The sequence below is a fragment of the Pseudothioglobus sp. nBUS_23 genome (genome assembly GCF_051201565.1).
Taxonomy (GTDB): Bacteria; Pseudomonadota; Gammaproteobacteria; order PS1; family Pseudothioglobaceae; genus Pseudothioglobus.
Genome location: NZ_CP179200.1, coordinates 1,506,674 through 1,528,522, shown reverse-complemented (window position 1 = coordinate 1,528,522; position 21,849 = coordinate 1,506,674). Strand labels below are relative to the sequence as shown.

The window sequence follows — 21,849 nt, the reverse complement described above, 5'->3', positions numbered from 1 at the left end:
GGTGATAAGTGGCTAGATTACAAGAACAATATAAAAATGAAATTATCCCTAAGCTTCAGAAGGAGCTAGGTGTTTCTAATTCAATGTCTGTACCCAAGATTGAAAAAATTACAATCAACATGGGGCTTGGTAAAGCCTTAGGAGATAAAAAGGTATTGGAAAGCGCTCTAGAAGAGTTGGGTTTAATTTCTTCTCAAAAGCCGGTAACTTGCTTGGCAAGAAAGTCAGTTGCTAGCTTTAAGTTAAGAGAAGGTAACGCCATTGGTTGTAAGGTAACTCTTAGAAAAGAAAGAATGTATGAATTTCTTGATCGACTAGTTAATGTTGCTATTCCGCGCATAAGGGACTTCCGTGGATTAAATGACAAATCATTCGATGGAAGAGGCAATTACAACATGGGAATTACAGAACAAATTGTCTTTCCAGAAATTGAGTTTGAAAAGGTAACAAGTGTGCGAGGAATGGATATAGCTATTACCACCAATGCACAGAATGATGAAGATGCTAAGAAACTATTAGCGATGTTTAATTTCCCATTTAAAGGAGGAAATAATGGCTAAAAAGTCTATGATACATAGAGATATAAAGCGAGCTAAGTTGGTCGAAAAATATAAAGAGAAGCGCCTTGAATTGAAAAGAATTATCAAGAGTGTTCATACTTCTGATGAGGATCGTTTTCAGGCCGTAATTAAATTACAGTCACTTCCTAGAGATGCTTCGCCTGTGCGTCAGCGCAATCGTTGTGGCCTTTCAGGTCGTCCTCATGGTTTTTACAGAAAGTTTGGTTTAGCAAAAACTCAACTTAGAGAGCGCACCATGAATGGTGAAGTTCCTGGATTATCTAAAGCTAGTTGGTAGGAGGTTAATATGAGTATGTCTGATCCAATAGCTGATATGTTGACAAGAATTAGAAACGCGCAATCAGTTAACAAAGAGCAAGTTAGTATTCCTGCATCAAATTTGAAAGCTGCAATTGCCAGTGTTATGCAAGATGAAGGCTATATTACTTCTTTCTCAATCGAAGGTGAGTCTGCTAATAAAGAGCTAATCATTAAATTGAAGTACTTTGACAACCAACCGGTGATTGAAACACTTGATAGAATCTCAAAGCCTAGCTTAAGATACTACGCTGGTAAAGATGATATGCCAAGTGTTATGAATGGTCTTGGTATAGTTATTGTCTCAACGCCGAAAGGAGTGATGACAGGTCAATCTGCCAAAGCTCAAAATATTGGCGGCGAAGTTTTGTGTAGCGTTTCATAATAGTTGGAGATTAAAAATGTCTAGAGTTGCTAAAGCACCAATAACAATTCCTGAAGGCGTAAATATTACGCAAGAAGATGGTCTTCTTTCTGTTAAAGGAAAGCTAGGTGAAATGACAATGCATGTCAATTCATCAGTACAGATTTCTACAGCTGACAATGTACTAACATTTGCTCCAAATGATGTAACTAAGAAAGAGGAAAAAGCGGCATGGGCTCAGGCTGGAACTGCTAGAGCAAATACAGCTAACTTAATTAAAGGCGTGACCGAAGGTTGGGAGAAAAAATTAACCCTAATTGGAGTCGGTTACAGAGCACAAGCAAAAGGAAAGGTTTTGAACCTAACTCTTGGCTTCTCTCACCCTGTTGACTACAAACTGCCTGAAGGAATCTCTGTAGAAACTCCTTCACAGACTGAAGTCATAGTAAAGGGAATTGATAAGCAGAAAGTTGGCCAAGCAGCTGCTGAAATTAGAGCATTTCGTCCGCCAGAGCCATATAAAGGCAAGGGTGTTCGCTATTCAGATGAGCAGGTTGTTCGAAAAGCTGCTAAGAAAAAATAATTGATAGAAGGTAGTTAAATGAAATTATCAAAAAAAGATGCTCGCATAAGAAGAGCAACAAAATTTAGAGCTAAGCATTCTGAGAGAGATTTAGAGCGTTTGTGCGTGTATAAATCATCTCAACATATTTATGCGCAAATTATAAGTAGTTGCGGAACTAAGACAATCGCTGCTGCATCTAGCGTCTCCTCTAAGATGAAAAATGGTGGAAATGTTGAAGCTGCATCCAAGGTTGGAGATTTAATAGCGCAAGCTGCTAAGAAGGCTAAAGTTTCTAAGGTCGCATTTGATCGTTCTGGTTTTAAATACCATGGAAGAGTTAAAGCACTTGCTGAGGCAGCAAGGGAAGGCGGATTAGATTTTTAATTAAAAGAACTTAAGGTTTAAAGAATGGCTGAAAATAATAGAAATAATTACAAAGAAGAAAGTGAATTCATAGAGAAGTTGGTAAATATCCGCCGCGTAGTTAAGGTAGTAAAAGGTGGTAGAATTTTCGGCTTTTCAGCTTTGGTAGTTGTTGGCGACGGTAATGGTAAAGTCGGCTATGGAACTGGTAAAGCACGTGAAGTGCCTTTGGCTATTCAAAAAGCAATGGATAAAGCTAAAAGATCAATGAAGCCTGTTCCACTAATTAATGGCACCCTTCACTACCCTATTACTTCTAGAGTTGGAGCTGCAAAAGTTTATATGCAGCCAGCCTCAGAAGGTACCGGTGTAATTGCTGGAGGCCCAATGAGAAGTGTTTTGGAAGCTGTTGGTGTTCACAATATACTAGCTAAGTGCAATGGAACTCGAAATCCAATTAGTGTTGTAAGAGCAACAGTTGATGGCCTTACTAAAATGTCATCACCACAAATTGTTGCTGCAAAGCGCGGCAAAACTGTTGAACAAATTATGGGAGAAGTCTGATGGCTGACGAAAAAGTAGAAAAGAAAGCAGCAGCTCCTAAGAAAGCAGCAGCTCCTAAGAAAGTAGCAGCTCCTAAGAAAGCAGCAGCTCCTAAGAAAGCAGCAGCTCCTAAGAAAGCAGCAGCTCCTAAGAAAGCAGCTGCAGCAAAAGTTGAGTCTACTAGTGCAGTCGAAACTAAAAAAGCGCCTACAAAAAAAGCTGCTCCTAAAAAGAAAACAGTTAGTGTTACATTAGTGAAAAGTTTTAATGGGAGATTACCTAAACATCGTGCTACTGTTACTGGTCTAGGTTTAAAAAGAATCAACCATACTGTTGAGCTTGAAGATACACCAGAAGTAAGAGGCATGATTAACAAGGTTTCTTACCTATTAAAAGTTGAGGGTTAATTAAATGAATTTAAATACATTAAAGCCTGCCTTAGGTGAAAAGTCTCTTAGAAAACGTGTAGGAAGAGGCATGGGTTCTGGAATGGGTAAAACAGCTGGAAGGGGCCATAAAGGTCAAAAATCACGTTCAGGTGGATTTACAAAGATTGGTTTTGAGGGTGGTCAAATGCCACTTCAGAGAAGATTGCCGAAGGTTGGATTTACATCACGCGTGTCTTCAATTACGTCACAAGTCACTTTATCTCAGCTAGACAAATTGTCTGAGAAAGATATCACTATCGATGTTTTAAAAAAACACAATCTTGTAACCAAAAACATTTTAAGAGTCAAAGTTATGCTCTCTGGAGAGATTAATCGTCCAATTAACCTGGTCGGAATTAAGCCTACTAAAGGTGCTAGAGCAGCAATTGAGGCTGCAAAAGGAACTATAAGCGAGTAATTCATGAGTGAAGATCTATTAAAACGCATCCTTTATCTAATTGGTGCATTGATCGTTTTCAGATTGGGAACACATATTGTGATCCCTTTCATATCTCAGACTGCGCTTGCATCTCTTGTTGAAGATAACAGAACTGGTATTCTGGGGATGATGAATATGTTCTCTGGTGGCGCATTAGAGAGGCTATCAATCTTCACCCTGGGGATTATGCCCTACATTTCCTCTTCAATCATCATGAACCTGATGACATCTGTTGTTCCAAGATTTGAGCAGCTTAAGAAAGAGGGTGAGCGAGGTAGAAGAACAATCACACAGTACACACGTATGGGAACTGTTCTATTAGCAGTTTTCCAATCTTATGGTATTTCAATTGCACTCCAGTCTCAAATGGGCGGTGGAGTTGCGTTAGTCACAAACCCTGGATTGACCTTTAGTTTTGTAACAGTGGTGACTTTAACTACTGGAACACTATTCTTAATGTGGCTAGGTGAGCAAATTAGTGAAAAAGGTATTGGTAATGGTATCTCTATGATCATTTTTGCAGGTATCGTTGCTGGTTTGCCGGCTTCATTTGGCAATACATTGAGTATGGTTGGTACTGGCGAGTTAAGTGTCTTTACTGTAGTCATTATGCTCATAATGGTGGTTTTAGTAATGGCTTTTGTAGTCTTCATGGAGCGAGGTCAGAGAAGAATTGCTGTTAACTATGCCAAACGTCAGCAAGGTAGAAAGATGGTTGGTGGACAGACTTCATATTTGCCTCTTAAGATCAATATGGCTGGAGTAATACCTCCAATTTTTGCATCAAGTATTATTCTTTTTCCAGCTACATTAGGCGGATGGTTCTCTCAATCAGAGGGAATGGGTTGGTTAGCAGATATTACTTCAAGCATTTCACCTGGACAGCCGTTATATATTATGTTTTATGGTGCTGCTATTATCTTCTTTACTTTCTTTTATACAGCACTTACATTTAATGCAAAAGATACAGCAGACAATCTTCGAAAGTCTGGTGGTTTTATTCCTGGTATAAGGCCTGGACAGCATTCAGCCGATTATATTGATGCGGTAACTTCAAGATTGACAGCAGTAGGTGCTATTTATATTACAGCGGTATGTTTACTTCCAGAATTTTTAATTTTATACTGGAATGTTCCTTTCTATTTTGGTGGAACAAGCCTTCTAATTATCGTTGTAGTGGTTATGGATTTTATTGCCCAAGCTCAATCTCATATGATGTCAAATCAATATGAAGGTTTGATGCGTAAGGCAAATTTAAAGTAAGGGTAAGTTATGAAAGTAAGAGCATCAGTTAAAAAGATTTGTAAAGATTGCAAAATTATTAAGAGACATGGGGTTATCCGTGTCATCTGTAAAGAGCCACGTCATAAGCAAAGGCAGGGCTGATTACATTGACAGAGCTTAATTTACAAAGTAAAATTGCACGATTTTTCAGCTTAAAGAAATTGAACGGAAAAACTGTTCAAAACTATTATTTATTTGAGGTATAGGAAGAGTATATGGCACGTATTGCAGGAATAAATATTCCAACAAATAAGCATATTGTGATTGGCTTACAGTCTATTTTTGGTATTGGTGAAACTAGATCTAAGTTGATATGTGAATCATTGAAATTAGACCCAAGTACAAAGGTCTCTGCTCTTACTGAAGATCAGCTAGACTCGATCCGTGATGCGGTTTCAAAGTATGAGGTTGAAGGTGACCTAAGACGTGAAGTTGCAATGAGTATTAAGCGCCTTAGAGATTTAGGTTGCTATCGTGGAATTAGACACAGAAAGGGATTGCCTTTACGTGGTCAGAGAACTAAAACAAACGCAAGAACCAGAAAAGGTCCGCGTCGTTTAATTAAATAAAAAGGCATAAGATATTATGGCAAAAGAGCAAGCTTCTAAGAAGAAATCAAAAAAAATCGTCTCAGACGGTATTGCGCATATACACGCAACTTTTAATAATACTATTGTGATGATTACTGATCGACATGGTAATACCATTTGCTGGGCTACTTCTGGAGGCGCTGGCTTTAGAGGCTCAAGAAAGTCTACTCCATTTGCAGCACAAGTAGCTGCAGGAAATTGTGGAGAAAAGGCACAGGCTTTTGGAATGAAAAATCTTGAAGTTAGAGTTAAAGGGCCGGGTCCAGGTCGCGATTCTGCAATTCGTGGACTGAACGCACAAGGTTTAAAAATTCAATCAATAACAGATGTGACGCCAATACCTCATAACGGTTGCCGTCCTTCTAAGAAAAGAAGAGTATAAGGATAAATTATGGCAAGATATACTGGTCCTACATGTAAATTAGCACGTCGTGAGGGTGTTGACTTAGAGCTGAAGAGTGGAATTCGCTCTATTGATTCAAAATGTAAATTAACCCAACTTCCTGGGATGCACGGTGCAAATGCTCGTCGTCAAAAAGGTAGTGAATACGGTCTTCAGCTTAGAGAGAAGCAAAAAGTTAGACGTATTTACGGCATCCTAGAAAAGCAGTTTAGTCTTTACTATAAGAAAGCAAGCTCAAGAAAAGGCCCTACTGGTGAAAACCTTTTGTCACTTCTTGAATGCCGTTTAGACAATGTTGTATACAGAATGGGATTTGCTTCAACTCGTGCTGAGGCTAGACAACTAGTTTCTCATAAGTCAATTTTAGTGAATGGAAAGGTTGTAAATATTCCTTCTTTTCAAGTCAGTGCAAATGATGAAATTTCAGTAAGAGAAAAAGCGAAAAAACAAAGCCGAATTCAGCTTGCAGTTGAAATCTCTGGTCAAAATGGAGTAGCTGAATGGGTCGATGTTGATAATAAAGCATTGAAAGGCGTTTTTAAGAACGTACCAGCGCGCGATGAATTATCTTCTGATATTTCAGAGCAATTAATCGTGGAACTATATTCTAAATAGGAATTAAATATGCAAGGAAGTGCAAGAGATTTTTTAAAACCAAAACTAGTAGATTCTGTTGAAATATCTAAGAACGAATATCGTGTCGTTCTTGAACCTTTTGAGCGTGGATTTGGCCATACTCTAGGTAATTCAATAAGAAGAACATTGTTATCTTCTATGGTTGGCTCTGCTATTACTGAGGTGGCTATTGATGGTGTTATGCATGAATTCTCAACTATAGAGAGCGTTCAGGAAGATGTATTGGACATCCTTCTTAACCTGAAAGAGGCTTCAATTGGACTTAATGCAAGTGAAAGTGCTACTGTCATAATTGAGAAAGAAGGCCCATGTGAGCTTACGGTTGCAGACATTGAGGCTAATGGAACTGATGTATCAGTCTTCAATCCTGAAAAAGTTATTGCTACAGTAAATGAAGGCGGCAAAATTAGAATGACACTGGGTATTGGAACGGGTGTTGGTTATGATGTTGCTGTTGCAAGATCAGTTGATTCTGAAACTATTGGAAGTATCCAATTGGATGCTAGCTTCTCCCCGATTAAAAGAGTTAGTTTTACAGTTGAAGCAGCTAGGGTTGAGCAAAAGGTAAACCTTGACAGACTGAACATAGTTATCGAAACTAATGGCTCAGTAGATGCTGAAGAAGCAGTCAAAAGAGCTGCTACTATCCTTCAAGATCAGCTCTCATCATTTGTAGAATTAGAGCCAGTTATTGAAGAGGAGCCTCAACCTACATCTGATGATTTCCCTCCAATGTATCTGTCTGCAGTTGATGAACTTGAGCTTACTGTTCGTTCAGCAAACTGCCTGAAAGCTGAGCAAATATATTACATAGGTGATCTAATACAAAAATCAGAGCAGGATTTATTGAGAACTCCTAACTTAGGACGTAAGTCTCTAAATGAAATTAAAGAAGTATTAACTGAGAAGAACTTAGAGCTAGGTACTGAAATTGAAAACTGGCCGCCAGTTGACTTAATGAGTGAATAAGGATATACGATGAGACACAGAAAGTCAGGAAGACAACTAAATAGAAATGCATCGCACAGAAAAGCTATGTTTAAGAATATGGCTAATTCTTTGATTTTGCATGAAACAATTAAAACTACATTACCAAAAGCTAAAGAGCTTAGACGTGTAATTGAGCCTCTTATAACAAGAGCCAAGGCTGATAGTGTTGCAAATCGTCGTCACATCTTCTCGAAGTTAAGAGATGACGCTATGGTTGCTAAACTGTTTACTCAAGTTGGCCCTTTCTATAAAGATCGACCTGGTGGTTATGTCCGTATATTAAAAGCAGGTTTTCGTACAGGCGACAAAGCTCCAATGGCTTTAGTTCAACTAGTAGACTTTGAAGGAGAAGAAGAAGTTGTAGTAGAGGCACCAAAGAAAGAAGCTAAAGCTGCGGCACCAAAGAAAGAAGCTAAAGCTGCGGCACCAAAGAAAGAAGCTAAAGCTGCGGCACCAAAGAAAGAAGCTAAAGCTGCGGCACCAAAGAAAGAAGCTAAAGCTCCGGCACCAAAGAAAGAAGCTAAAGCTACGGCACCAAAGAAAGAAGCTAAAGCTGCAAAAAAAGAATCTTAAAGGAATTAATATATGCCAGCAATTAAAGTAAGAGAGAATGAACCGTTTGACATTGCACTTCGTCGTTTTAGACGTTTATGTGACAGAGCAGGTGTTATTACTGATGTAAGAAAAAAAGAATTTTTCGAAAAACCGACATGGGTCAATAAGCGTAAAAAAGCTGCAGCAGTAAAAAGAACTCATAAGGAAATGTCAAAAAACAGGATTCATCGTAAACGCATGTACTAAAGCTTTAGTACTTAATTAAATAATCTAATGTCTCAGCTCAAACAACTCATAACCAATGATATGAAGTTGGCTTTGAAGGCTCAAGACAAATCTGCCCTTAAAGCCATCAGAATGATTCTTGGGGCAATCAAGCAAAAAGAAATAGACGAACGTATTGATTTGGATGATACCCAAGTCATGGCTGTAATTCAAAAAATGGTAAAGCAGCGAAAAGACTCAATTTCACAATTTTCAGATGCCGGAAGAACAGATCTGGTTGAGGTTGAGGAGGCAGAGCTATCTATCATAAATAATTACATGCCAAAGCAACTCAGTGAAGCTGAAATTGAAGCAGCAGTTGACAAAGCTATTTCTGATTCTGGTGCTGACTCTATGAAAGATATGGGTAAGCTTATGGGAATACTCAAAGGCCAATTGGATGGCCAGGCAGATATGGGACTGGTCTCTAAGCTTATTAAGTCTAAATTATCTTAATAAGCAAACTAAACGCTCGTAATTACTTCCTCCATCACTACAAAAGTTGAGCTGTTTTGAACGTGCGGAAGCGCCGAGATTTTTTCTCCTAGAACTTTTCTATAGCTATCCATATTCTCAGTCCTTACCTTCAACAAATAATCAAAATTTGATGCAATCATATGACATTGCTCTACCTCTGATACTTCTTTTATAGCTTTATTGAATGCATTAAGTGCCATCGTTTTGGTGTCATTGAGTTTTATTTGCACAAAGGCAATATGATTATTGTCTATTAAGTCGTGATTAATGACTGCCTTATATCCCTTGATATAGCCTGCAGTCTCAAGCTTTTGTACACGCTTCAAGCAAGGGGTTTTAGACAAACCAATATGGTTAGACAAATCGGTAATTGTCATCCGCCCATCACTTTGTAAAAGCTCAAGTATTTTATGATCAAAGCTATCAATATTAGTCATAATTGCTATTATTTATAAAAATTTAGTTATTTATATAATTATATTATAAATAAATTGTAATTAATTACTTTATTTATGTATGTTAATAGTTATATTCACTATAACTATTAAAATAAAATAGACTTATGAATTGGATTTTCAATAACTATGCAAAGCTTTTCTCATCTTAAATATAAAGTTGACTACTCTCCTCTAAGAAATAAGATAAGAGATGCAAGGGTTGTGAGTGAGTCTGACGCATTAAATGATCTCAAATTATTTGAACTGACCAACTCAGATCAGCGGACTATTTTTCAATCAAAAACTTCTGAATTAATTAAACAGTTAAGGCAATCGAGTCAACCTGACCTGTTGTCCCTATTCGTATCTGAGTACAATCTGACAAGTGACGAGGGTCTCTCGTTAATGACTCTAGTGGAGGCTTTTTTAAGGGTTCCTGATAACAAAACTAGGGATAAATTATTTATTGATAAAGTTGCAAGAAAGGGGTGGTCTCAGCATATCGGCACTAGCAATTCTTCTATGGTTAATATAGCTACGATAGCCTTAAATATTGCAGACAAAATGATAGCTCATGGAAGTAATAGAGAAATAAAGAGCAGAATTAAAAAGGCTATTGAGATTCTTTCAAGGCCAGGTATACGTTTTAGTGCGAACAACGTCATGCAGTTTTTTGCTAAACAATTTGTTTTTGCTGAGACTATAGAGAGTGCTTTGAAGGGTCGTAATGTAAAAAATAGACTCTATTCATTTGATATGCTTGGCGAAGCTGCCTGGACAATGAATGATGCTGATAAGTACTTTAGAGCATACAAAGGCGCTCTGATTGAAATTGGAAAATGTAACAAAAAAAATTCTGTTACTGGTGCGAATGGTATTTCAGTTAAACTCTCTGCACTCCATCCAAAGTATGACTTCTTGCATCGAGAAAGAGTAATCTCAGAATTACTTCCTAGGGTTCTAGAGTTGGTTCAAATTGCTCAAAGCTATAACATAGGAATCAATATTGATGCAGAAGAGGCTGATCGCTTAGAGATGTCACTAGATATTATTGCTCAGGTGATGAAGGCAATTGCAAATTCTTCATGGGAGGGGTTTGGCGTTGTTGTGCAGGCATACCAAAAACGTGCGTCGCATGTGATTGACTGGCTAAATTATAATTGTCAAAAACATAATCTTAAAATAATGGTGAGGCTTGTTAAAGGCGCCTATTGGGATAGTGAAATTAAGCATTCACAAACTCTTGGAGATACTGATTTTCCTGTTTTTACCAAGAAAATAAATACTGACTATTCGTTCTTGGTGTGCTCTCAAAAACTCTTAGGGATGAGAGATAGGATTTTCCCTCAATTTGCAAGCCATAATGCACACTCGCTTGTCAGCATCTGTGAGATGGCAGGAAATAACGAAGGCTATGAAGTTCAAAGACTTCACGGAATGGGTGAGTCTTTGCATCGCGCCATTTCAAAAAAGTACGGCGTCGAATCAAGGGTTTATGCTCCAATCGGAAGCCACAAAGAGTTGTTGGCCTATTTAATGAGGCGTCTTCTTGAAAATGGTGCAAACAGTTCTTTCATTAACCACTTATTTGATGAGAATATACGTCCTGAAAGTTTGGCAGCTGATGTTTTTTCAATTGTTGAGCAAGATTCTGAAAAGTCACACCCTAAGATTCAGTTGCCAAAAGATATCTTCAACAATAGTCATCGCAATTCAAGGAGCGTCATATTTACTGATCAGTATAGTGTTGATGAGCTTTATGAAAAGAAAAACATTTGGCTTGATCACCAATGGATTGCAAAACCGATCATTGATAGAGATCCTATTGAAGGCAAATTAGACCAAGAGGTCAGAAACCCTTCCGATGAAAATGATATTGTTGGATATGCGCTCTATTCAACCAAGGCTCAAATAGAAAGATCAATCGAATCTGCAAAAAGTACTTTTAATACCAAAATGATTGATACTGAAACAATACTGAAGTGCTTGGAGCGTGCTGCAGATCTGTATGAAGAAAATCAATACGAGCTGATGACTCTTGCTATGAGAGAGGCTGGGAAGACTCATCAAGATGCGACGGATGAAGTTCGGGAAGCGGTTGACTTCCTTCGCTATTATGCAAATCTATCAAGAGAAGTAATGCCCCAACAAAGGAAGGCAAGAGGTGTTTTTGTTTGTATTAGTCCTTGGAATTTCCCTCTAGCAATTTTTACAGGGCAAATAGCTGCAGCACTCTCTGCAGGTAATGCTGTCATTGCAAAGCCTGCAGAGAGCACTTCACTTATTGCTTATAGGGCTAGTGAACTTTTAATTGAGGCAGGTATCCCTGTTGGACTGTTTCAGTTATGTTTGGGTAAAGGCTCTGAAGTTGGCTCATATCTTTCAGGCAACAATAAAATTGCAGGCGTTGCATTCACAGGTTCAAACGAAGTCGCAAAGCAAATCAAGAAAAGCTTGATTGACTGTGGGAACATAGAGGCAAGGCTAATTGCTGAAACCGGAGGCTTAAATGCCATGGTGGTAGATTCTACTGCGCTGTGTGAACAAGTTACAAGAGATGTTATTGATTCCGCATTTAAAAGTGCTGGTCAGCGCTGCTCTGCACTGAGGATTCTAATGATTCAAGATGATTGCTATGAGGAAGTAGTCAGTATGATTAAAGGTGCTATGAAAGAGATAGGTTGTGGAAATACAAAGTATCTAGATATTGAGTGCGGTCCTGTCATTAATTCAGCTGCACAAATTAAATTACAAAGCTACATTGATAAAGCAAGACGCAATAATCAGATTATCGAGGAGTTAGATGTTAAATCAAAAATTGGCTTCTTCGTATCGCCGACATTAATCCGACTTGAATCAATGGACGATATTCATGAGGAGTTCTTTGGACCTATTCTGCATGTATTGTCATATAAAGATGATGAGCTTGAAGAAACAATAGAACAGTTAAACTCGAAAGGATTCGGACTGACCTTTGGAATTCACTCAAGAATTGAAAAAAAGGTTAAGGATATTTCATTGAGAGTTAACGCTGGAAATATATATATCAATCGAAATCAGATTGGTGCTGTGGTTGGCTCACAACCATTTGGCGGTGAAGGTTTGTCTGGGACAGGCCCGAAAGCTGGTGGCCCAAACTCGCTCCATGGCTACAGCCAAAACATTCTTTCTAGAGAAAGATCAAACCATACAGTGTTTTTGAGTGATGATACCATCGATGCTCGAGAACCCCTCCCTCCATCACTCCAGTTAAGTAATGAATTACTATTAAAACTGAAGAGAGCATTTCCAAATATTGAAGAGGATTTCTTTGAATTTTTAAATCAAGAGGTTTTGAAATATAGCTCTAACATTTCATTACCAGGGCCTACAGGGGAGTCAAACCAGTTAAGTTATAAATCCAAAGGAACAGTTTTGTGTCTTGGGCCTGAGCCAGATGAATTATTAAAGCAGACCCTCTTGTCACTTTTTTTAGGTAATAGTGTCATTTGTCCAATTTCCAGTAAAGACTGCAACATCTTGATTGAACTAGGCTTTAAAAAAGAAAATATACTTAGGCTTAATGACTCTCCAAGTATGAGTTTATTGGTGAGTAATTTATACAGCGCTGTGTTTTATTCTGGCAATTCCACATCAATGCAAGAAATTATATTGGCGTCACGAAGTGAACTAATTACAATAGTAAGTTCAATTTATGAGGCCTGGGAACTTCTTAAGGAGCAAGTAGTAACTGAAGATACAACTGCATCAGGAGGCAATGCAAATCTTCTTGCGCTCTAACGCGCGTTAATTTTAAATGCAGTTGGAGTGAGTTGAGTTTGACCTATAAACCATCTCACAAAAGAGGAAGGCTCTGAGTAACCTAGATGGTATGAGATAACCTTAATAGAAAGTCCCTCATTAATCATATGCTTAGCTTTTTTTAATTTGAAACCATTAAATATCTCACGAAAAGTTGTATTCTCTTTTAGCAATTGATTACGAAGTGAGTTAGTGCTTAATCCAAGATGGTTTGATATTTCTTCAATATTGATTAGGTTGTAATGATCCTCATAGTTATTCATCACCCTCTCAATCTTATCTCTAAGACTTAAGTTTGAGCTAACTTTGTTCGACTTATGTTTAAGAATAGTTCTCAGGTAGTTGACAAGGTTAGGATTGGAGAGGGCATTCTTTTTTAGATAGTTCTTTTTACTAATGACGAGGGATGTTTCTTCACAAGAGCAGTAGATGGGGCAATTAAATAGGGATTTTTCTTGAACTCCTTTAGCCTGAGTGCTTGTTTTCGTATTAATTTGTTTAATCTGAAATCGTTTTGAACGTATGAAGGATGCGGCTATAGAAAGCCCAAGGTTTTCATAGATATATGGATGCTTTATTTTTGGATCAGCAACGGATTGAATTGTTATTAAGTTATCTTTGTCACTAATGATAAAGTCAATGCTCTCAAGTTCAGTTCCAATAAAAGATTGAATTAGTTTTATGCCTTCTTCTAGATTTTTCGAATATACAAATGCTAAACCAAAAGCCTCACCATAGTTTGGTCTCACTTGTGCCATTCGACCAAAATTGATTGATACTAATTCATCCTGAAAAACCGACTCAGCATTCATTACGAATTCATTAAGCATCTCGACAGGTAGAGATACATTTTGATTATCTAAAAAGCTTTTTGCTATGCCAACCCTTTGGAATATGTCTTCTACTTCAAAAGGGTAAATTTGATGGAGTCTTTGTATGCATCTCCATACGCCGCTGTAAGTATTCAAAATTTAAGTTAAATTACAATAAAATGTTAATATTTTATAATAATATGTTAATTATATTTTGATTTTTGTATTTATACTAAATGCTATCAAAATAAGTAATAGAGCCAATTTTGGTCTGAGTAAAAGGCTCTTTTAACTTTAAAGTTATTAATCAGGATTAAGATTTATGTTAGAAAATATATTTGAATATTCTATACTCTCTTTTCTTTTATCAATAGTATTGATTCTATTGGTTCTCGTTAAGACAAATATAAAGATGTGGCAGTTATGGTTATTAGCTGTTGGATTAACTTATCCAGGCGCTGTGATTGCTAATCATTTTGGAGCTCAATTTCTCTTGCTTATTCTTTTTGCAGTTGGAGTCCTTTTGGTTCCGGCAATTAGGCAGCTTCTTTTCACCAAGCCTTTGTACAAGGTAATGCGAAAATCTTTGCCTCCAATTGGAGTTACAGAAAGTATCGCTCTTGAGGCAGGAAGCGTCTGGTGGGATGCTGAGCTTTTTCAGGGCGACCCAAATTGGAGAGAGTTGACTGAATTAGAGGCGACAGAATTAACGCAAGAAGAGCAAAGCTTTGTTGATAATGAAGTTGAGACATTATGTGCTATGGTTGACTCTCATGAAATTCAATCGTCTCATGATCTACCCAAGGAGGTATGGAAATATATCTTTGACAAAGGATTTTTAGGGCTCATTATTCCAAAAGAGTTTAATGGAAAAGGCTTTTCCCATTTTGCTCACGCAATTATTGTAGGAAGGCTCTCTTCTGCATCTCAATTTTTAGGGATTGCTGTTATGGTCCCTAATTCTCTTGGACCGGGAGAATTGCTCTTAAAATATGGTACAGATGAACAAAAACAGCATTACCTTCCCAGGCTTGCAGAGGGTAAAGAAATTCCATGCTTTGGACTTACCTCAACAGTTGCTGGATCAGACGCGGGCTCTTTAATAGATAATGGAATAGTTTGCCATGGCAAGTTTGAAGGAAAAGAGGTTCTAGGCCTAAGGTTGAATTGGGAAAAACGCTATATCACACTTGCTCCAATTGCAACAGTGATTGGGCTGGCTTTCAAAGCCTATGATCCAGATAATTTACTTCCAGAAGATCACCCTCTTCATAAAAAAAATGACTTAGGGATTACCTGCGCATTAATACCAAGGGGGACAAAAGGTTTGAGTATTGGTACAAGGCACAAACCAATTGGTGAGCCATTTCAAAATGGTCCAATCTTTGGAAAGGATGTATTTATACCGATGGATTGGGTCATTGGTGGAGATAAAATGCTTGGACACGGCTGGAGGATGCTGATGGAGTGTCTCAGTGTAGGAAGAGGCATTTCACTTCCAGTTACAGGTGCGTCAGCAACCCAAGCAATGCTTCTAACTACAAGCACTTACTCGCAAACACGTGAGCAGTTCGGAATACCCATTGCTAAAATGGAAGGAATTCAAGAAAAGCTTTCAAACCTTGCTAGCAATGCATTTAGAGCTACCGCCAATATAAATCTTTCAACTTGGGCACTGGATGCAGGTCACAGGCCCTCAATCATTTCTGCGATTGTGAAATACAGGAATACACAGCTGCTCCAAAGCTCTTCAATCGATGCGATGGACGTTCATGGCGGCAGAGCAGTCATGGAGGGAAAGAGGAATTATGTATCCAAGGTCTATTCAGGTGCTCCAGTTGCAATTACCGTAGAGGGTGCGAATATATTAACAAGAAGCCTGATGATTTTTGGACAAGGGCTCATTAGATGCCATAAAACGATGCTAGAGGAGTTAAGAGCGCTTCATGATGAAAGCAAAGATTCAATCAATAAGTTTGATAAAGCTCTCGTTAATCATGTGGGCAGCTTTATTAACAATATTGCAAGAGCCATTTTGTTTTCTTGGACGCGAGGACGCTTGGCTAAACCTTATGGAGATCAAACTACTAAAGCCTACTATCGAAATCTTTCTGTGCTGTCAGCTAAGTTTGCCTGTTTGACTGATATCGCCTCTCTGCTCCTAGGAGGCTCACTTAAAAGAAAAGAAATGATATCAGGTAGGTTCGCGGATTCAATATCAGCAATGTACGAAATTAGTTCCTGTACTAAGTTGTATGAAGAGAAGTTTCTTGATGACGAGAGAGCAAAGTATATTCTTAAGCTTTCAGTTCTCAGGCTTATAGAGGAGGCAGACACATCGATGCTTAAAAACATTGAAAGCATGCCTATCAATAGAGTTGCGAAATGGCTCTTGAGAATTTTATTCTTTCCATTTTCAGTTACATCCTCTCAAGTTAATGACAAGCTGATTATCAATACTTCAAAATCTGTGCTTGATACTGAGTGGTTAGAAAACAACCTTTCAACCTGCATTTGCGCTAACCTCAAAGACAAGCCTGAGCATCCATTCAATATACTTTTTCAAGGTTTTGAGGCTGGAAAAGAGTTAAAAGTGTTGAGAGATAAAGCTAAAAAAGCTGGATACAGATATCAGCCAAGCATTACTTTAGAGTTTTGGCTTCAAGGCCTTGTCGACAATAAAACTTTATCCAAAGAGGATAAAGAGAACTGGCTAAGGTTGAATGATTTAGTTCTTGAGGCATTAAAGGTTGATGATTTCGAGAGTTTTGATAAATAAAGATTTGGGATGGTTATGAAAGAATATTTTGATAAAGCGTTTACTAAGATTGCTGTACTAGGTTCGGGGACAATGGGAGGTCAGATAGCTGCCCACTTCGCCAATTTAGGTTTTGATACTACGATGTTTGATACTAGTGAGGAAGCATTATCAAAATCCATAGCCATGATGAAGAAATTAAAGCCAACACCTTTTGCAAGTCCCTCTGTATCAGGATTAATTAAGAGATCAACTTACGATGATTTAACTGCTATTTCAGACTGTGACTTCATCATAGAGTCGATTGTTGAGAATCTAGAAATCAAAAAGAAGCTTTTTAAGCAAATATCACCTCATGTCAACGACAATGCCATTCTCGTTACGAATACATCTGGTTTGTCGATTCAAAAAATAGCTGAGTCTGCTCCAGATAGTTTGAGGAGTCGAATCTTTGGAGTTCATTTTTTTAACCCTCCTAGATATTTGCCGCTCGTTGAGTTAATAAGAACGTCATATAGTGATGAGAGCTTGTTAATCAAGGCTGAGGGTTTCATTACTTCAGCATTAGGCAAAGAGGTTGTTTATGCTAAAGATAGTCCTGCTTTCGTTGCAAACAGGATTGGTGTCTTTTCCTTTATGGCAGTTTTAAAGCATGCCGAGAACTTTAACCTTTCTGCTGACACAGTTGATGCTCTGACTGGAAAGAGAATAGGAAGACCTGCGAGCGCTACGTTTAGAACCTTAGATGTTGTTGGCCTTGATGTAATGGCAAACGTAGTAAAAAATATTTATGAAAATGCGCAAGATGATCCTTGGATTGAATTATTTAAAATTCCAGATTGGATTCAGGCGTTAATTGAGAAGGGATCTTTAGGAAGCAAGACTCGAAAGGGAATCTATGAAAAAGTGGGCAAGGACATATTTGTCTTTGATCCTAAAGATGGAGAATATAGGCTTTCTGATAAAACTATTAGTTCTAAAGTAAAGAAAATTATAAAAGATAGCAAAACCATAGAAAATGCTCTTCTTGAACTCTCTAAATGTGAAGACCCGCAGGCTCAGTTTTTGTGGTCGGTTCATCGCGATGTATTTCATTACACTGCTTATCATCTGGAGCATGTTGCTGAAACTGCAAGATGCGTAGATTTGGCATTAAAGTCAGGGTTTGCTTGGCAAAAAGGAATCTTTGAACAAGTCCAGATGACTGGTTGGTCTGAGGTAAGAGAGTTGCTAAATCAAGACATTAAGGATGGCAAGACTCTATCAAATCAAGCCCTGCCAGCATGGGTCATGGAGCAAGCTTTCGTCTATTCTGATGAGGGTGCATTTAATCCAAATAATAGTCATTTTATTCCAAGGTCTTCTCATCCGGTCTACGAAAGGCAATTAAATAAGGCCGTTCTGAGTGGAGAGAGGAAAAGTCAATTAGAGGTCTTGAAAGATGGTGAATCCACTAAATTGATTGATATCGGAAATGGAGTTGCTAGCGTCTCTTTCAAAACAAAAATGAACGTATTGAGTTCAAGTGTTTTAACTGAGCTACCTGAATGCCTAGATTATCTTGAAAGCAATGGTTTTCATGCCCTTGTAATCAGACAAGAGCAGGAACATTTTTGTGCAGGTGCTAACCTTTATGAGGTTATTTCAGCAATTAAGCTTGGCCTACTTGAAAAGGATCCGGGCTTGACATCCAAAGCAAAAAAGAAGGCTTTTGAGGTGATGCATCCTGAGCTGCCTAAACTTGGGAAGCTCTACTCCATTAAGAAAACTATCCGCATGCTTCAAGATTTATTAATGCGGCTAAAGCATGGAAAAATATTGACCATTGCCGCTGTTGATGGACTAGCGCTTGGAGGAGGCTGTGAACTTTTACTTCACTGCAATAGAGTGGTTGCCTCTATGAACTCTTTCATTGGACTTGTAGAAGTAGGAATTGGAGGCATTCCTGCTGGCTGTGGCAGTAAGGAGATGGCCTTAAGAGCTTATTTAAACAAAGAGTCTGATGATATTTTTCCTTTGTTGTCTAAACATTTTGAACAAATTGCAATGGCAAAAGTCTCGGCTAGTGCTTTGGAAGCTAAAGAAATGGGTTACCTAAAGAATGAAGATGTCATTATTGCTAATCCCCATGAGCTACTTTATGTTGCTAAACAGCAAGCTTTAGCAATGCTTGAGTCAGGATTCAGGTCCCCACTTGATGACACATTCAAAGTAGTAGGTAAGGCTGGATATGCAAATATTATGGCGCAGGTTGCTAACCTATTTGAGGGCAACTTTATGTCCGAACATGACAAATATTGCATATCGTCATTGGCCAAAGTGATGACTGGCTCCCTAGTTGAGGAGAACACAGTTGTCAATTCAAAAATGCTGCTAGATCTTGAACAGAAATATTTTGTTGAGCTTTTGGGAACACAGAAAACTCAAGACAGAATTGAGTTTATGCTTCGAAATAGTAAACCCCTTCGCAATTAACTGGAGAGTATGATGAGAAAAGCTTATATTGTTGATGCAAAAAGAACTCCAGTTGGAAAAGCTAGAGGTTTGCTCTCTAAGACTAGGGCAGACGACTTATTGGTCCATGCTATACAAAGTGTTCTAAAGGCGTCAGATCCAATTGAAAAAATAAACAATAGTATTGATGATATTATTGTTGGATGTGCGATGCCAGAAGGACCTCAAGGCTTAAATATTGCACGAATTGCAACTTTGCTTGCTGGACTTCCAGATTCAACTCCAGCATATACACTCAATAGATTCTGTTCTTCAGGTCTTCAGTCCGTCTCTAACGCTGCTGACCTCATTAAGTCTGGGTCATCTGACCTGGTCATAGCTGCAGGCGTCGAAAGTATGAGTAGTGTTCCGATGACTGGCTTTAAGCCGTCAATGAATCCTAAAATTTTGTCAGACGAGAATATTTCTATTGCTTATGGGATGGGACTTACTGCAGAGAAAGTGGTGCAGAAATATGGGGTCTCCCGAGAGGCACAAGATCAGTTCGCCTTCAACAGTCACCAAAAAGCAATAAAAGCAAACAATAGCGGTTTATTTGAAAATGAAATTGTACCCATTTCAACTGTTGAGGATAGTTACTCAGTTGAATCAAATGAATATATAAAAAACACTAATCTTGTTTCTAAAGATGAAGGACCTAGAGAAGATACAAGTTTGGAAGTTTTAGCAAAACTGAGAACTGTTTTTGCTCAAGATGGTTCAGTGACAGCAGGAAACAGCTCTCAAATGTCTGATGCCGCCGCCGCTGTTCTTGTCGCTAGTGAAGAGGCAGTTGAGAAATATAATTTAATCCCTAAGGCTGAGTTTCTGGGCTTTTCGGTTGCCGGAGTTCCTGCAGAAATAATGGGTATTGGCCCAGTCAAGGCGGTGCCTAAAGTTCTTGACTCCTTAGACCTATCTCTTGATGATATTGGATGGATTGAGCTTAATGAGGCATTTGCTGCGCAATCTCTGGCTGTTATTCAGGAGTTAAAACTTGATCCAGAAAAGGTCAACCCGCTTGGAGGTGCTATAGCCCTTGGGCATCCTCTGGGTGCTACTGGAGCTATTAGAATTGCAACACTTGTTTCTGCAATGCAAAGAGAAAAGATTGATTATGGAATGGTAACCATGTGTATTGGAACTGGGATGGGGGCTGCTGGGATCATTAAAAGATGCTAAACCATTTATGACTAATCAAAACTACATCGACCAACTCAGACTGCCAATTATTCAGTCACCTATGTTTATTGTCTCGAATGCTAGGCTTGTGATAGCATCTTCTAAGGCAGGGATTGTTGGGTCCTTTCCGACTGCTAACTGTCGAACTTTAGAGGCTTTAGATCAAGAATTCACAGAAATAACACAAGCATTAGGCTCCGGTAAAGATGCCCTGCCTTGGGCGGTAAACATCATCGTAAGTAAAATGTATGCCAGGAGTAATGATGATATAGAGTTAATTCTTAAGCATAAGCCGCCCATAGTGATTACCTCTCTTGGGAACCCTAAAGAGGTTGTAAGTAAAGTTCATGAATATGGCGGCCTAGTCTATTCAGATGTCATTAATTTGTATCACTCAAAAAAAGCAATTAGCGCTGGAGTAGACGGACTTATCCTTGTTTGTAATGGTGCGGGTGGCCATACTGGAGACCTTTCCCCATTCGCCTTTATATCTGAAGTGAGAAGTATATTTGATGGAACAATTATAGTTGGCGGAAGTATCAGTTCTGGTGATGCAGTTCTGGCTATAAAAGCATTAAGCGCAGATATGGCCTATATGGGTACTCGCTTTATTGCAACCGAAGAGAGCGATGCGACTGAAGACTACAAGCAGATGATCTTAAATGCATCCGCTAATGATATTATTAAGTCAAATAAGATTACTGGAGTCAATGGCAACTGGCTTGAGCAATCCTTGAATAATGCTGGTATTAATCCAAATGCTGGAGGTATTCAATCAACAATCTCTAATTTTAAGAAAATGATAATGCCATTCATCAAGCAAAAACTTAAGGTAGATTTTGATGTCAGTAAGGCTTCAGCAAAGAGATGGAAGGATATTTTTTCTGCTGGGCAAGGTGTTGGCTCTATTTCCAATGTGCCGAGTGTTGAGGATTTGGTGTTAGAATTAGAGCAGCAATATAAAGAATCTAAAAATCGAATTTCATAAGGATCACACTATGCTATCGAAGCCGGCCAGAAGAGATTTAAAACATAATAGAACGATTGAAGGCAAAGGCTATAAAAGAGAAGATGGATTGTGGGATATAGAAGTTTTTCTGATTGATAGTAAGACTTATTCTTTTAATAACATGCATCGAGAATATATCAGTGCAGGCGAGCCTCTTCATGATATGGCGCTCAGACTGACTCTAGATGATAAAAGACAAATTATCGATATAGAGGCAGAAATCAATGCCTCTCCCTATAATATTTGCCCACAAGCGGTTAAAAATTGCCAAAAACTTAAGGGTGAATACGTCGTTACTGGGTTCAATAGAAAGGTTATAAAGGCTTTAGGAGGAGAAAAGGGCTGCAGGCATATTACTGACCTTCTGGCCTATGCTGGAACTATTGCATATCAAACACTATGGAAAGAAAAAACAGGCGGCGAGTCCGAAAGTATCACTTTAGAGGAGGCAAAATCAATAGAAAAGAAATTCGCTAACTCATGTTTTGCTTTTAAAAAGGACGGAGAGGTTTATAATGAATATAAGGAAATTTTAATAGGCAAAGTTAAGGATAACTAACGATAACTGAGGAAGTCTA

24 protein-coding genes and 1 pseudogene are annotated in these 21,849 nt (G+C 38.4%); 23 read left to right on the top strand and 2 right to left on the bottom strand.

What is annotated here, in order from left to right; translation table 11 throughout:
* Positions 1-8 precede the first annotated feature (8 nt).
* The 17 genes and pseudogenes from rplE to ACMAZA_RS07710 all read left to right on the top strand — a co-directional run bounded on the left by rplE (position 9) and on the right by ACMAZA_RS07710 (position 8,758).
* Positions 9-560 carry a 50S ribosomal protein L5 gene (rplE, locus tag ACMAZA_RS07790; protein WP_435188470.1) on the top strand — a complete coding sequence of 184 codons (552 nt, stop codon included), beginning with the start codon at positions 9-11 and terminating at the stop codon, positions 558-560.
* Positions 553-858 carry a 30S ribosomal protein S14 gene (gene rpsN / locus ACMAZA_RS07785; RefSeq protein WP_435188468.1) on the top strand — a complete coding sequence of 102 codons (306 nt, stop codon included), beginning with the start codon at positions 553-555 and terminating at the stop codon, positions 856-858. The genes rplE and rpsN overlap by 8 nt, the downstream gene beginning before the upstream one ends.
* A 9-nt stretch (positions 859-867) precedes the next feature.
* On the top strand, positions 868-1,263 hold the full coding sequence (gene rpsH / locus ACMAZA_RS07780; protein WP_435188466.1) for a 30S ribosomal protein S8: 396 nt from the start codon (positions 868-870) through the stop codon (positions 1,261-1,263).
* 16 nt (positions 1,264-1,279) lie between these two features.
* Positions 1,280-1,825 carry a 50S ribosomal protein L6 gene (gene rplF, locus ACMAZA_RS07775; RefSeq protein ID WP_435188465.1) on the top strand — a complete coding sequence of 182 codons (546 nt, stop codon included), beginning with the start codon at positions 1,280-1,282 and terminating at the stop codon, positions 1,823-1,825.
* Between the two features lie 18 nt (positions 1,826-1,843).
* Entirely contained in the window at positions 1,844-2,191 is a 348-nt protein-coding gene (gene rplR / locus ACMAZA_RS07770) for a 50S ribosomal protein L18 (RefSeq protein ID WP_435188463.1), read from the top strand.
* 24 nt (positions 2,192-2,215) lie between these two features.
* Entirely contained in the window at positions 2,216-2,734 is a 519-nt protein-coding gene (gene rpsE, locus ACMAZA_RS07765; RefSeq protein WP_435188462.1) for a 30S ribosomal protein S5, read from the top strand.
* Positions 2,734-3,120, top strand: coding sequence for a 50S ribosomal protein L30 (rpmD, locus tag ACMAZA_RS07760; RefSeq protein WP_435188460.1), 387 nt, complete (start codon positions 2,734-2,736; stop codon positions 3,118-3,120). Before rpsE ends, rpmD begins: the two co-directional genes overlap by 1 nt.
* 4 nt (positions 3,121-3,124) lie before the next feature.
* A complete protein-coding gene (gene rplO, locus ACMAZA_RS07755) occupies positions 3,125-3,559 on the top strand; it encodes a 50S ribosomal protein L15 (RefSeq protein ID WP_435188458.1) in 435 nt (144 codons plus the stop codon).
* A 3-nt stretch (positions 3,560-3,562) separates the two neighbouring features.
* Positions 3,563-4,843, top strand: a complete 1,281-nt coding sequence (gene secY / locus ACMAZA_RS07750) for a preprotein translocase subunit SecY (protein ID WP_435188456.1) — start codon at positions 3,563-3,565, stop codon at positions 4,841-4,843.
* 9 nt (positions 4,844-4,852) lie between these two features.
* The gene (rpmJ, locus tag ACMAZA_RS07745; protein ID WP_020026342.1) at positions 4,853-4,966 is read left to right on the top strand and encodes a 50S ribosomal protein L36; all 114 of its coding nucleotides are present in this window, start codon (positions 4,853-4,855) and stop codon (positions 4,964-4,966) included.
* A 113-nt stretch (positions 4,967-5,079) separates the two neighbouring features.
* Positions 5,080-5,433, top strand: a complete 354-nt coding sequence (gene rpsM / locus ACMAZA_RS07740; RefSeq protein WP_435188453.1) for a 30S ribosomal protein S13 — start codon at positions 5,080-5,082, stop codon at positions 5,431-5,433.
* Positions 5,434-5,449: 16 nt separating this feature from the next.
* On the top strand, positions 5,450-5,836 hold the full coding sequence (gene rpsK, locus ACMAZA_RS07735; RefSeq protein WP_435188451.1) for a 30S ribosomal protein S11: 387 nt from the start codon (positions 5,450-5,452) through the stop codon (positions 5,834-5,836).
* A 9-nt stretch (positions 5,837-5,845) separates the two neighbouring features.
* Positions 5,846-6,472, top strand: a complete 627-nt coding sequence (gene rpsD, locus ACMAZA_RS07730; RefSeq protein WP_435188450.1) for a 30S ribosomal protein S4 — start codon at positions 5,846-5,848, stop codon at positions 6,470-6,472.
* Between the two features lie 9 nt (positions 6,473-6,481).
* On the top strand, positions 6,482-7,462 hold the full coding sequence (locus ACMAZA_RS07725) for a DNA-directed RNA polymerase subunit alpha (protein WP_435188448.1): 981 nt from the start codon (positions 6,482-6,484) through the stop codon (positions 7,460-7,462).
* A gap of 9 nt (positions 7,463-7,471) precedes the next feature.
* Positions 7,472-7,852, top strand: a pseudogene (gene rplQ / locus ACMAZA_RS07720) (50S ribosomal protein L17); the annotation flags it as partial.
* 216 nt (positions 7,853-8,068) lie between these two features.
* Positions 8,069-8,284, top strand: a complete 216-nt coding sequence (rpsU, locus tag ACMAZA_RS07715) for a 30S ribosomal protein S21 (RefSeq protein WP_020025165.1) — start codon at positions 8,069-8,071, stop codon at positions 8,282-8,284.
* 27 nt (positions 8,285-8,311) lie between these two features.
* Complete coding sequence (locus ACMAZA_RS07710) at positions 8,312-8,758, top strand: GatB/YqeY domain-containing protein (RefSeq protein WP_435188445.1); 447 nt, start codon at positions 8,312-8,314, stop codon at positions 8,756-8,758.
* Between the two features lie 8 nt (positions 8,759-8,766).
* On the opposite strand, the gene ACMAZA_RS07705 is transcribed toward ACMAZA_RS07710, so the two are convergent.
* The gene (locus tag ACMAZA_RS07705) at positions 8,767-9,216 is read right to left on the bottom strand and encodes an Lrp/AsnC family transcriptional regulator (RefSeq protein WP_435188444.1); all 450 of its coding nucleotides are present in this window, start codon (positions 9,214-9,216) and stop codon (positions 8,767-8,769) included.
* A gap of 147 nt (positions 9,217-9,363) precedes the next feature.
* On the opposite strand from ACMAZA_RS07705, the gene putA reads away from it, so the two are divergent.
* Positions 9,364-12,996, top strand: a complete 3,633-nt coding sequence (gene putA / locus ACMAZA_RS07700; protein WP_435188443.1) for a bifunctional proline dehydrogenase/L-glutamate gamma-semialdehyde dehydrogenase PutA — start codon at positions 9,364-9,366, stop codon at positions 12,994-12,996.
* Here putA and ACMAZA_RS07695 read toward each other — a convergent pair.
* Positions 12,993-13,985 carry a helix-turn-helix domain-containing protein gene (locus ACMAZA_RS07695; RefSeq protein WP_435188441.1) on the bottom strand — a complete coding sequence of 331 codons (993 nt, stop codon included), beginning with the start codon at positions 13,983-13,985 and terminating at the stop codon, positions 12,993-12,995. The genes putA and ACMAZA_RS07695 overlap by 4 nt on opposite strands.
* 166 nt (positions 13,986-14,151) lie before the next feature.
* Here ACMAZA_RS07695 and ACMAZA_RS07690 point away from each other — a divergent pair, with 166 nt between their 5' ends.
* Genes ACMAZA_RS07690 through ACMAZA_RS07670 form a run of 5 tightly spaced genes read left to right on the top strand, consistent with a single transcriptional unit; the run spans position 14,152 to position 21,830 of the window.
* Positions 14,152-16,608, top strand: a complete 2,457-nt coding sequence (locus ACMAZA_RS07690; protein WP_435188439.1) for an acyl-CoA dehydrogenase — start codon at positions 14,152-14,154, stop codon at positions 16,606-16,608.
* A gap of 15 nt (positions 16,609-16,623) precedes the next feature.
* Positions 16,624-19,062: a 3-hydroxyacyl-CoA dehydrogenase/enoyl-CoA hydratase family protein gene (locus ACMAZA_RS07685; RefSeq protein ID WP_435188437.1), complete on the top strand. Its 2,439-nt coding sequence runs from the start codon at positions 16,624-16,626 to the stop codon at positions 19,060-19,062.
* A gap of 12 nt (positions 19,063-19,074) precedes the next feature.
* Positions 19,075-20,262, top strand: a complete 1,188-nt coding sequence (locus tag ACMAZA_RS07680) for an acetyl-CoA C-acyltransferase (RefSeq protein WP_435188435.1) — start codon at positions 19,075-19,077, stop codon at positions 20,260-20,262.
* A gap of 7 nt (positions 20,263-20,269) precedes the next feature.
* Positions 20,270-21,250, top strand: coding sequence for an NAD(P)H-dependent flavin oxidoreductase (locus ACMAZA_RS07675; RefSeq protein WP_435188433.1), 981 nt, complete (start codon positions 20,270-20,272; stop codon positions 21,248-21,250).
* A 10-nt stretch (positions 21,251-21,260) separates the two neighbouring features.
* A complete protein-coding gene (locus tag ACMAZA_RS07670; RefSeq protein ID WP_435188431.1) occupies positions 21,261-21,830 on the top strand; it encodes a DUF2889 domain-containing protein in 570 nt (189 codons plus the stop codon).
* The last annotated feature ends 19 nt before the right edge of the window (positions 21,831-21,849 follow it).

Excerpts from the sequence above, each read along its gene's own strand:
- rpsN (WP_435188468.1), top strand. The coding sequence starts at position 553 with ATGGCTAAAAAGTCTATGATACATAGAGATATAAAGCGAGCTAAGTTG.
- rpsH (WP_435188466.1), top strand. The coding sequence starts at position 868 with ATGAGTATGTCTGATCCAATAGCTGATATGTTGACAAGAATTAGAAAC.
- rplF (WP_435188465.1), top strand. The coding sequence starts at position 1,280 with ATGTCTAGAGTTGCTAAAGCACCAATAACAATTCCTGAAGGCGTAAAT.
- rplR (WP_435188463.1), top strand. The coding sequence starts at position 1,844 with ATGAAATTATCAAAAAAAGATGCTCGCATAAGAAGAGCAACAAAATTT.
- rpsE (WP_435188462.1), top strand. The coding sequence starts at position 2,216 with ATGGCTGAAAATAATAGAAATAATTACAAAGAAGAAAGTGAATTCATA.
- rpmD (WP_435188460.1), top strand. The coding sequence starts at position 2,734 with ATGGCTGACGAAAAAGTAGAAAAGAAAGCAGCAGCTCCTAAGAAAGCA.
- rplO (WP_435188458.1), top strand. The coding sequence starts at position 3,125 with ATGAATTTAAATACATTAAAGCCTGCCTTAGGTGAAAAGTCTCTTAGA.
- secY (WP_435188456.1), top strand. The coding sequence starts at position 3,563 with ATGAGTGAAGATCTATTAAAACGCATCCTTTATCTAATTGGTGCATTG.
- rpmJ (WP_020026342.1), top strand. The coding sequence starts at position 4,853 with ATGAAAGTAAGAGCATCAGTTAAAAAGATTTGTAAAGATTGCAAAATT.
- rpsM (WP_435188453.1), top strand. The coding sequence starts at position 5,080 with ATGGCACGTATTGCAGGAATAAATATTCCAACAAATAAGCATATTGTG.
- rpsK (WP_435188451.1), top strand. The coding sequence starts at position 5,450 with ATGGCAAAAGAGCAAGCTTCTAAGAAGAAATCAAAAAAAATCGTCTCA.
- rpsD (WP_435188450.1), top strand. The coding sequence starts at position 5,846 with ATGGCAAGATATACTGGTCCTACATGTAAATTAGCACGTCGTGAGGGT.
- ACMAZA_RS07725 (WP_435188448.1), top strand. The coding sequence starts at position 6,482 with ATGCAAGGAAGTGCAAGAGATTTTTTAAAACCAAAACTAGTAGATTCT.
- rpsU (WP_020025165.1), top strand. The coding sequence starts at position 8,069 with ATGCCAGCAATTAAAGTAAGAGAGAATGAACCGTTTGACATTGCACTT.
- ACMAZA_RS07710 (WP_435188445.1), top strand. The coding sequence starts at position 8,312 with ATGTCTCAGCTCAAACAACTCATAACCAATGATATGAAGTTGGCTTTG.
- ACMAZA_RS07705 (WP_435188444.1), bottom strand. The coding sequence starts at position 9,216 with ATGACTAATATTGATAGCTTTGATCATAAAATACTTGAGCTTTTACAA.
- putA (WP_435188443.1), top strand. The coding sequence starts at position 9,364 with ATGCAAAGCTTTTCTCATCTTAAATATAAAGTTGACTACTCTCCTCTA.
- ACMAZA_RS07690 (WP_435188439.1), top strand. The coding sequence starts at position 14,152 with ATGTTAGAAAATATATTTGAATATTCTATACTCTCTTTTCTTTTATCA.
- ACMAZA_RS07685 (WP_435188437.1), top strand. The coding sequence starts at position 16,624 with ATGAAAGAATATTTTGATAAAGCGTTTACTAAGATTGCTGTACTAGGT.
- ACMAZA_RS07680 (WP_435188435.1), top strand. The coding sequence starts at position 19,075 with ATGAGAAAAGCTTATATTGTTGATGCAAAAAGAACTCCAGTTGGAAAA.
- ACMAZA_RS07675 (WP_435188433.1), top strand. The coding sequence starts at position 20,270 with ATGACTAATCAAAACTACATCGACCAACTCAGACTGCCAATTATTCAG.
- ACMAZA_RS07670 (WP_435188431.1), top strand. The coding sequence starts at position 21,261 with ATGCTATCGAAGCCGGCCAGAAGAGATTTAAAACATAATAGAACGATT.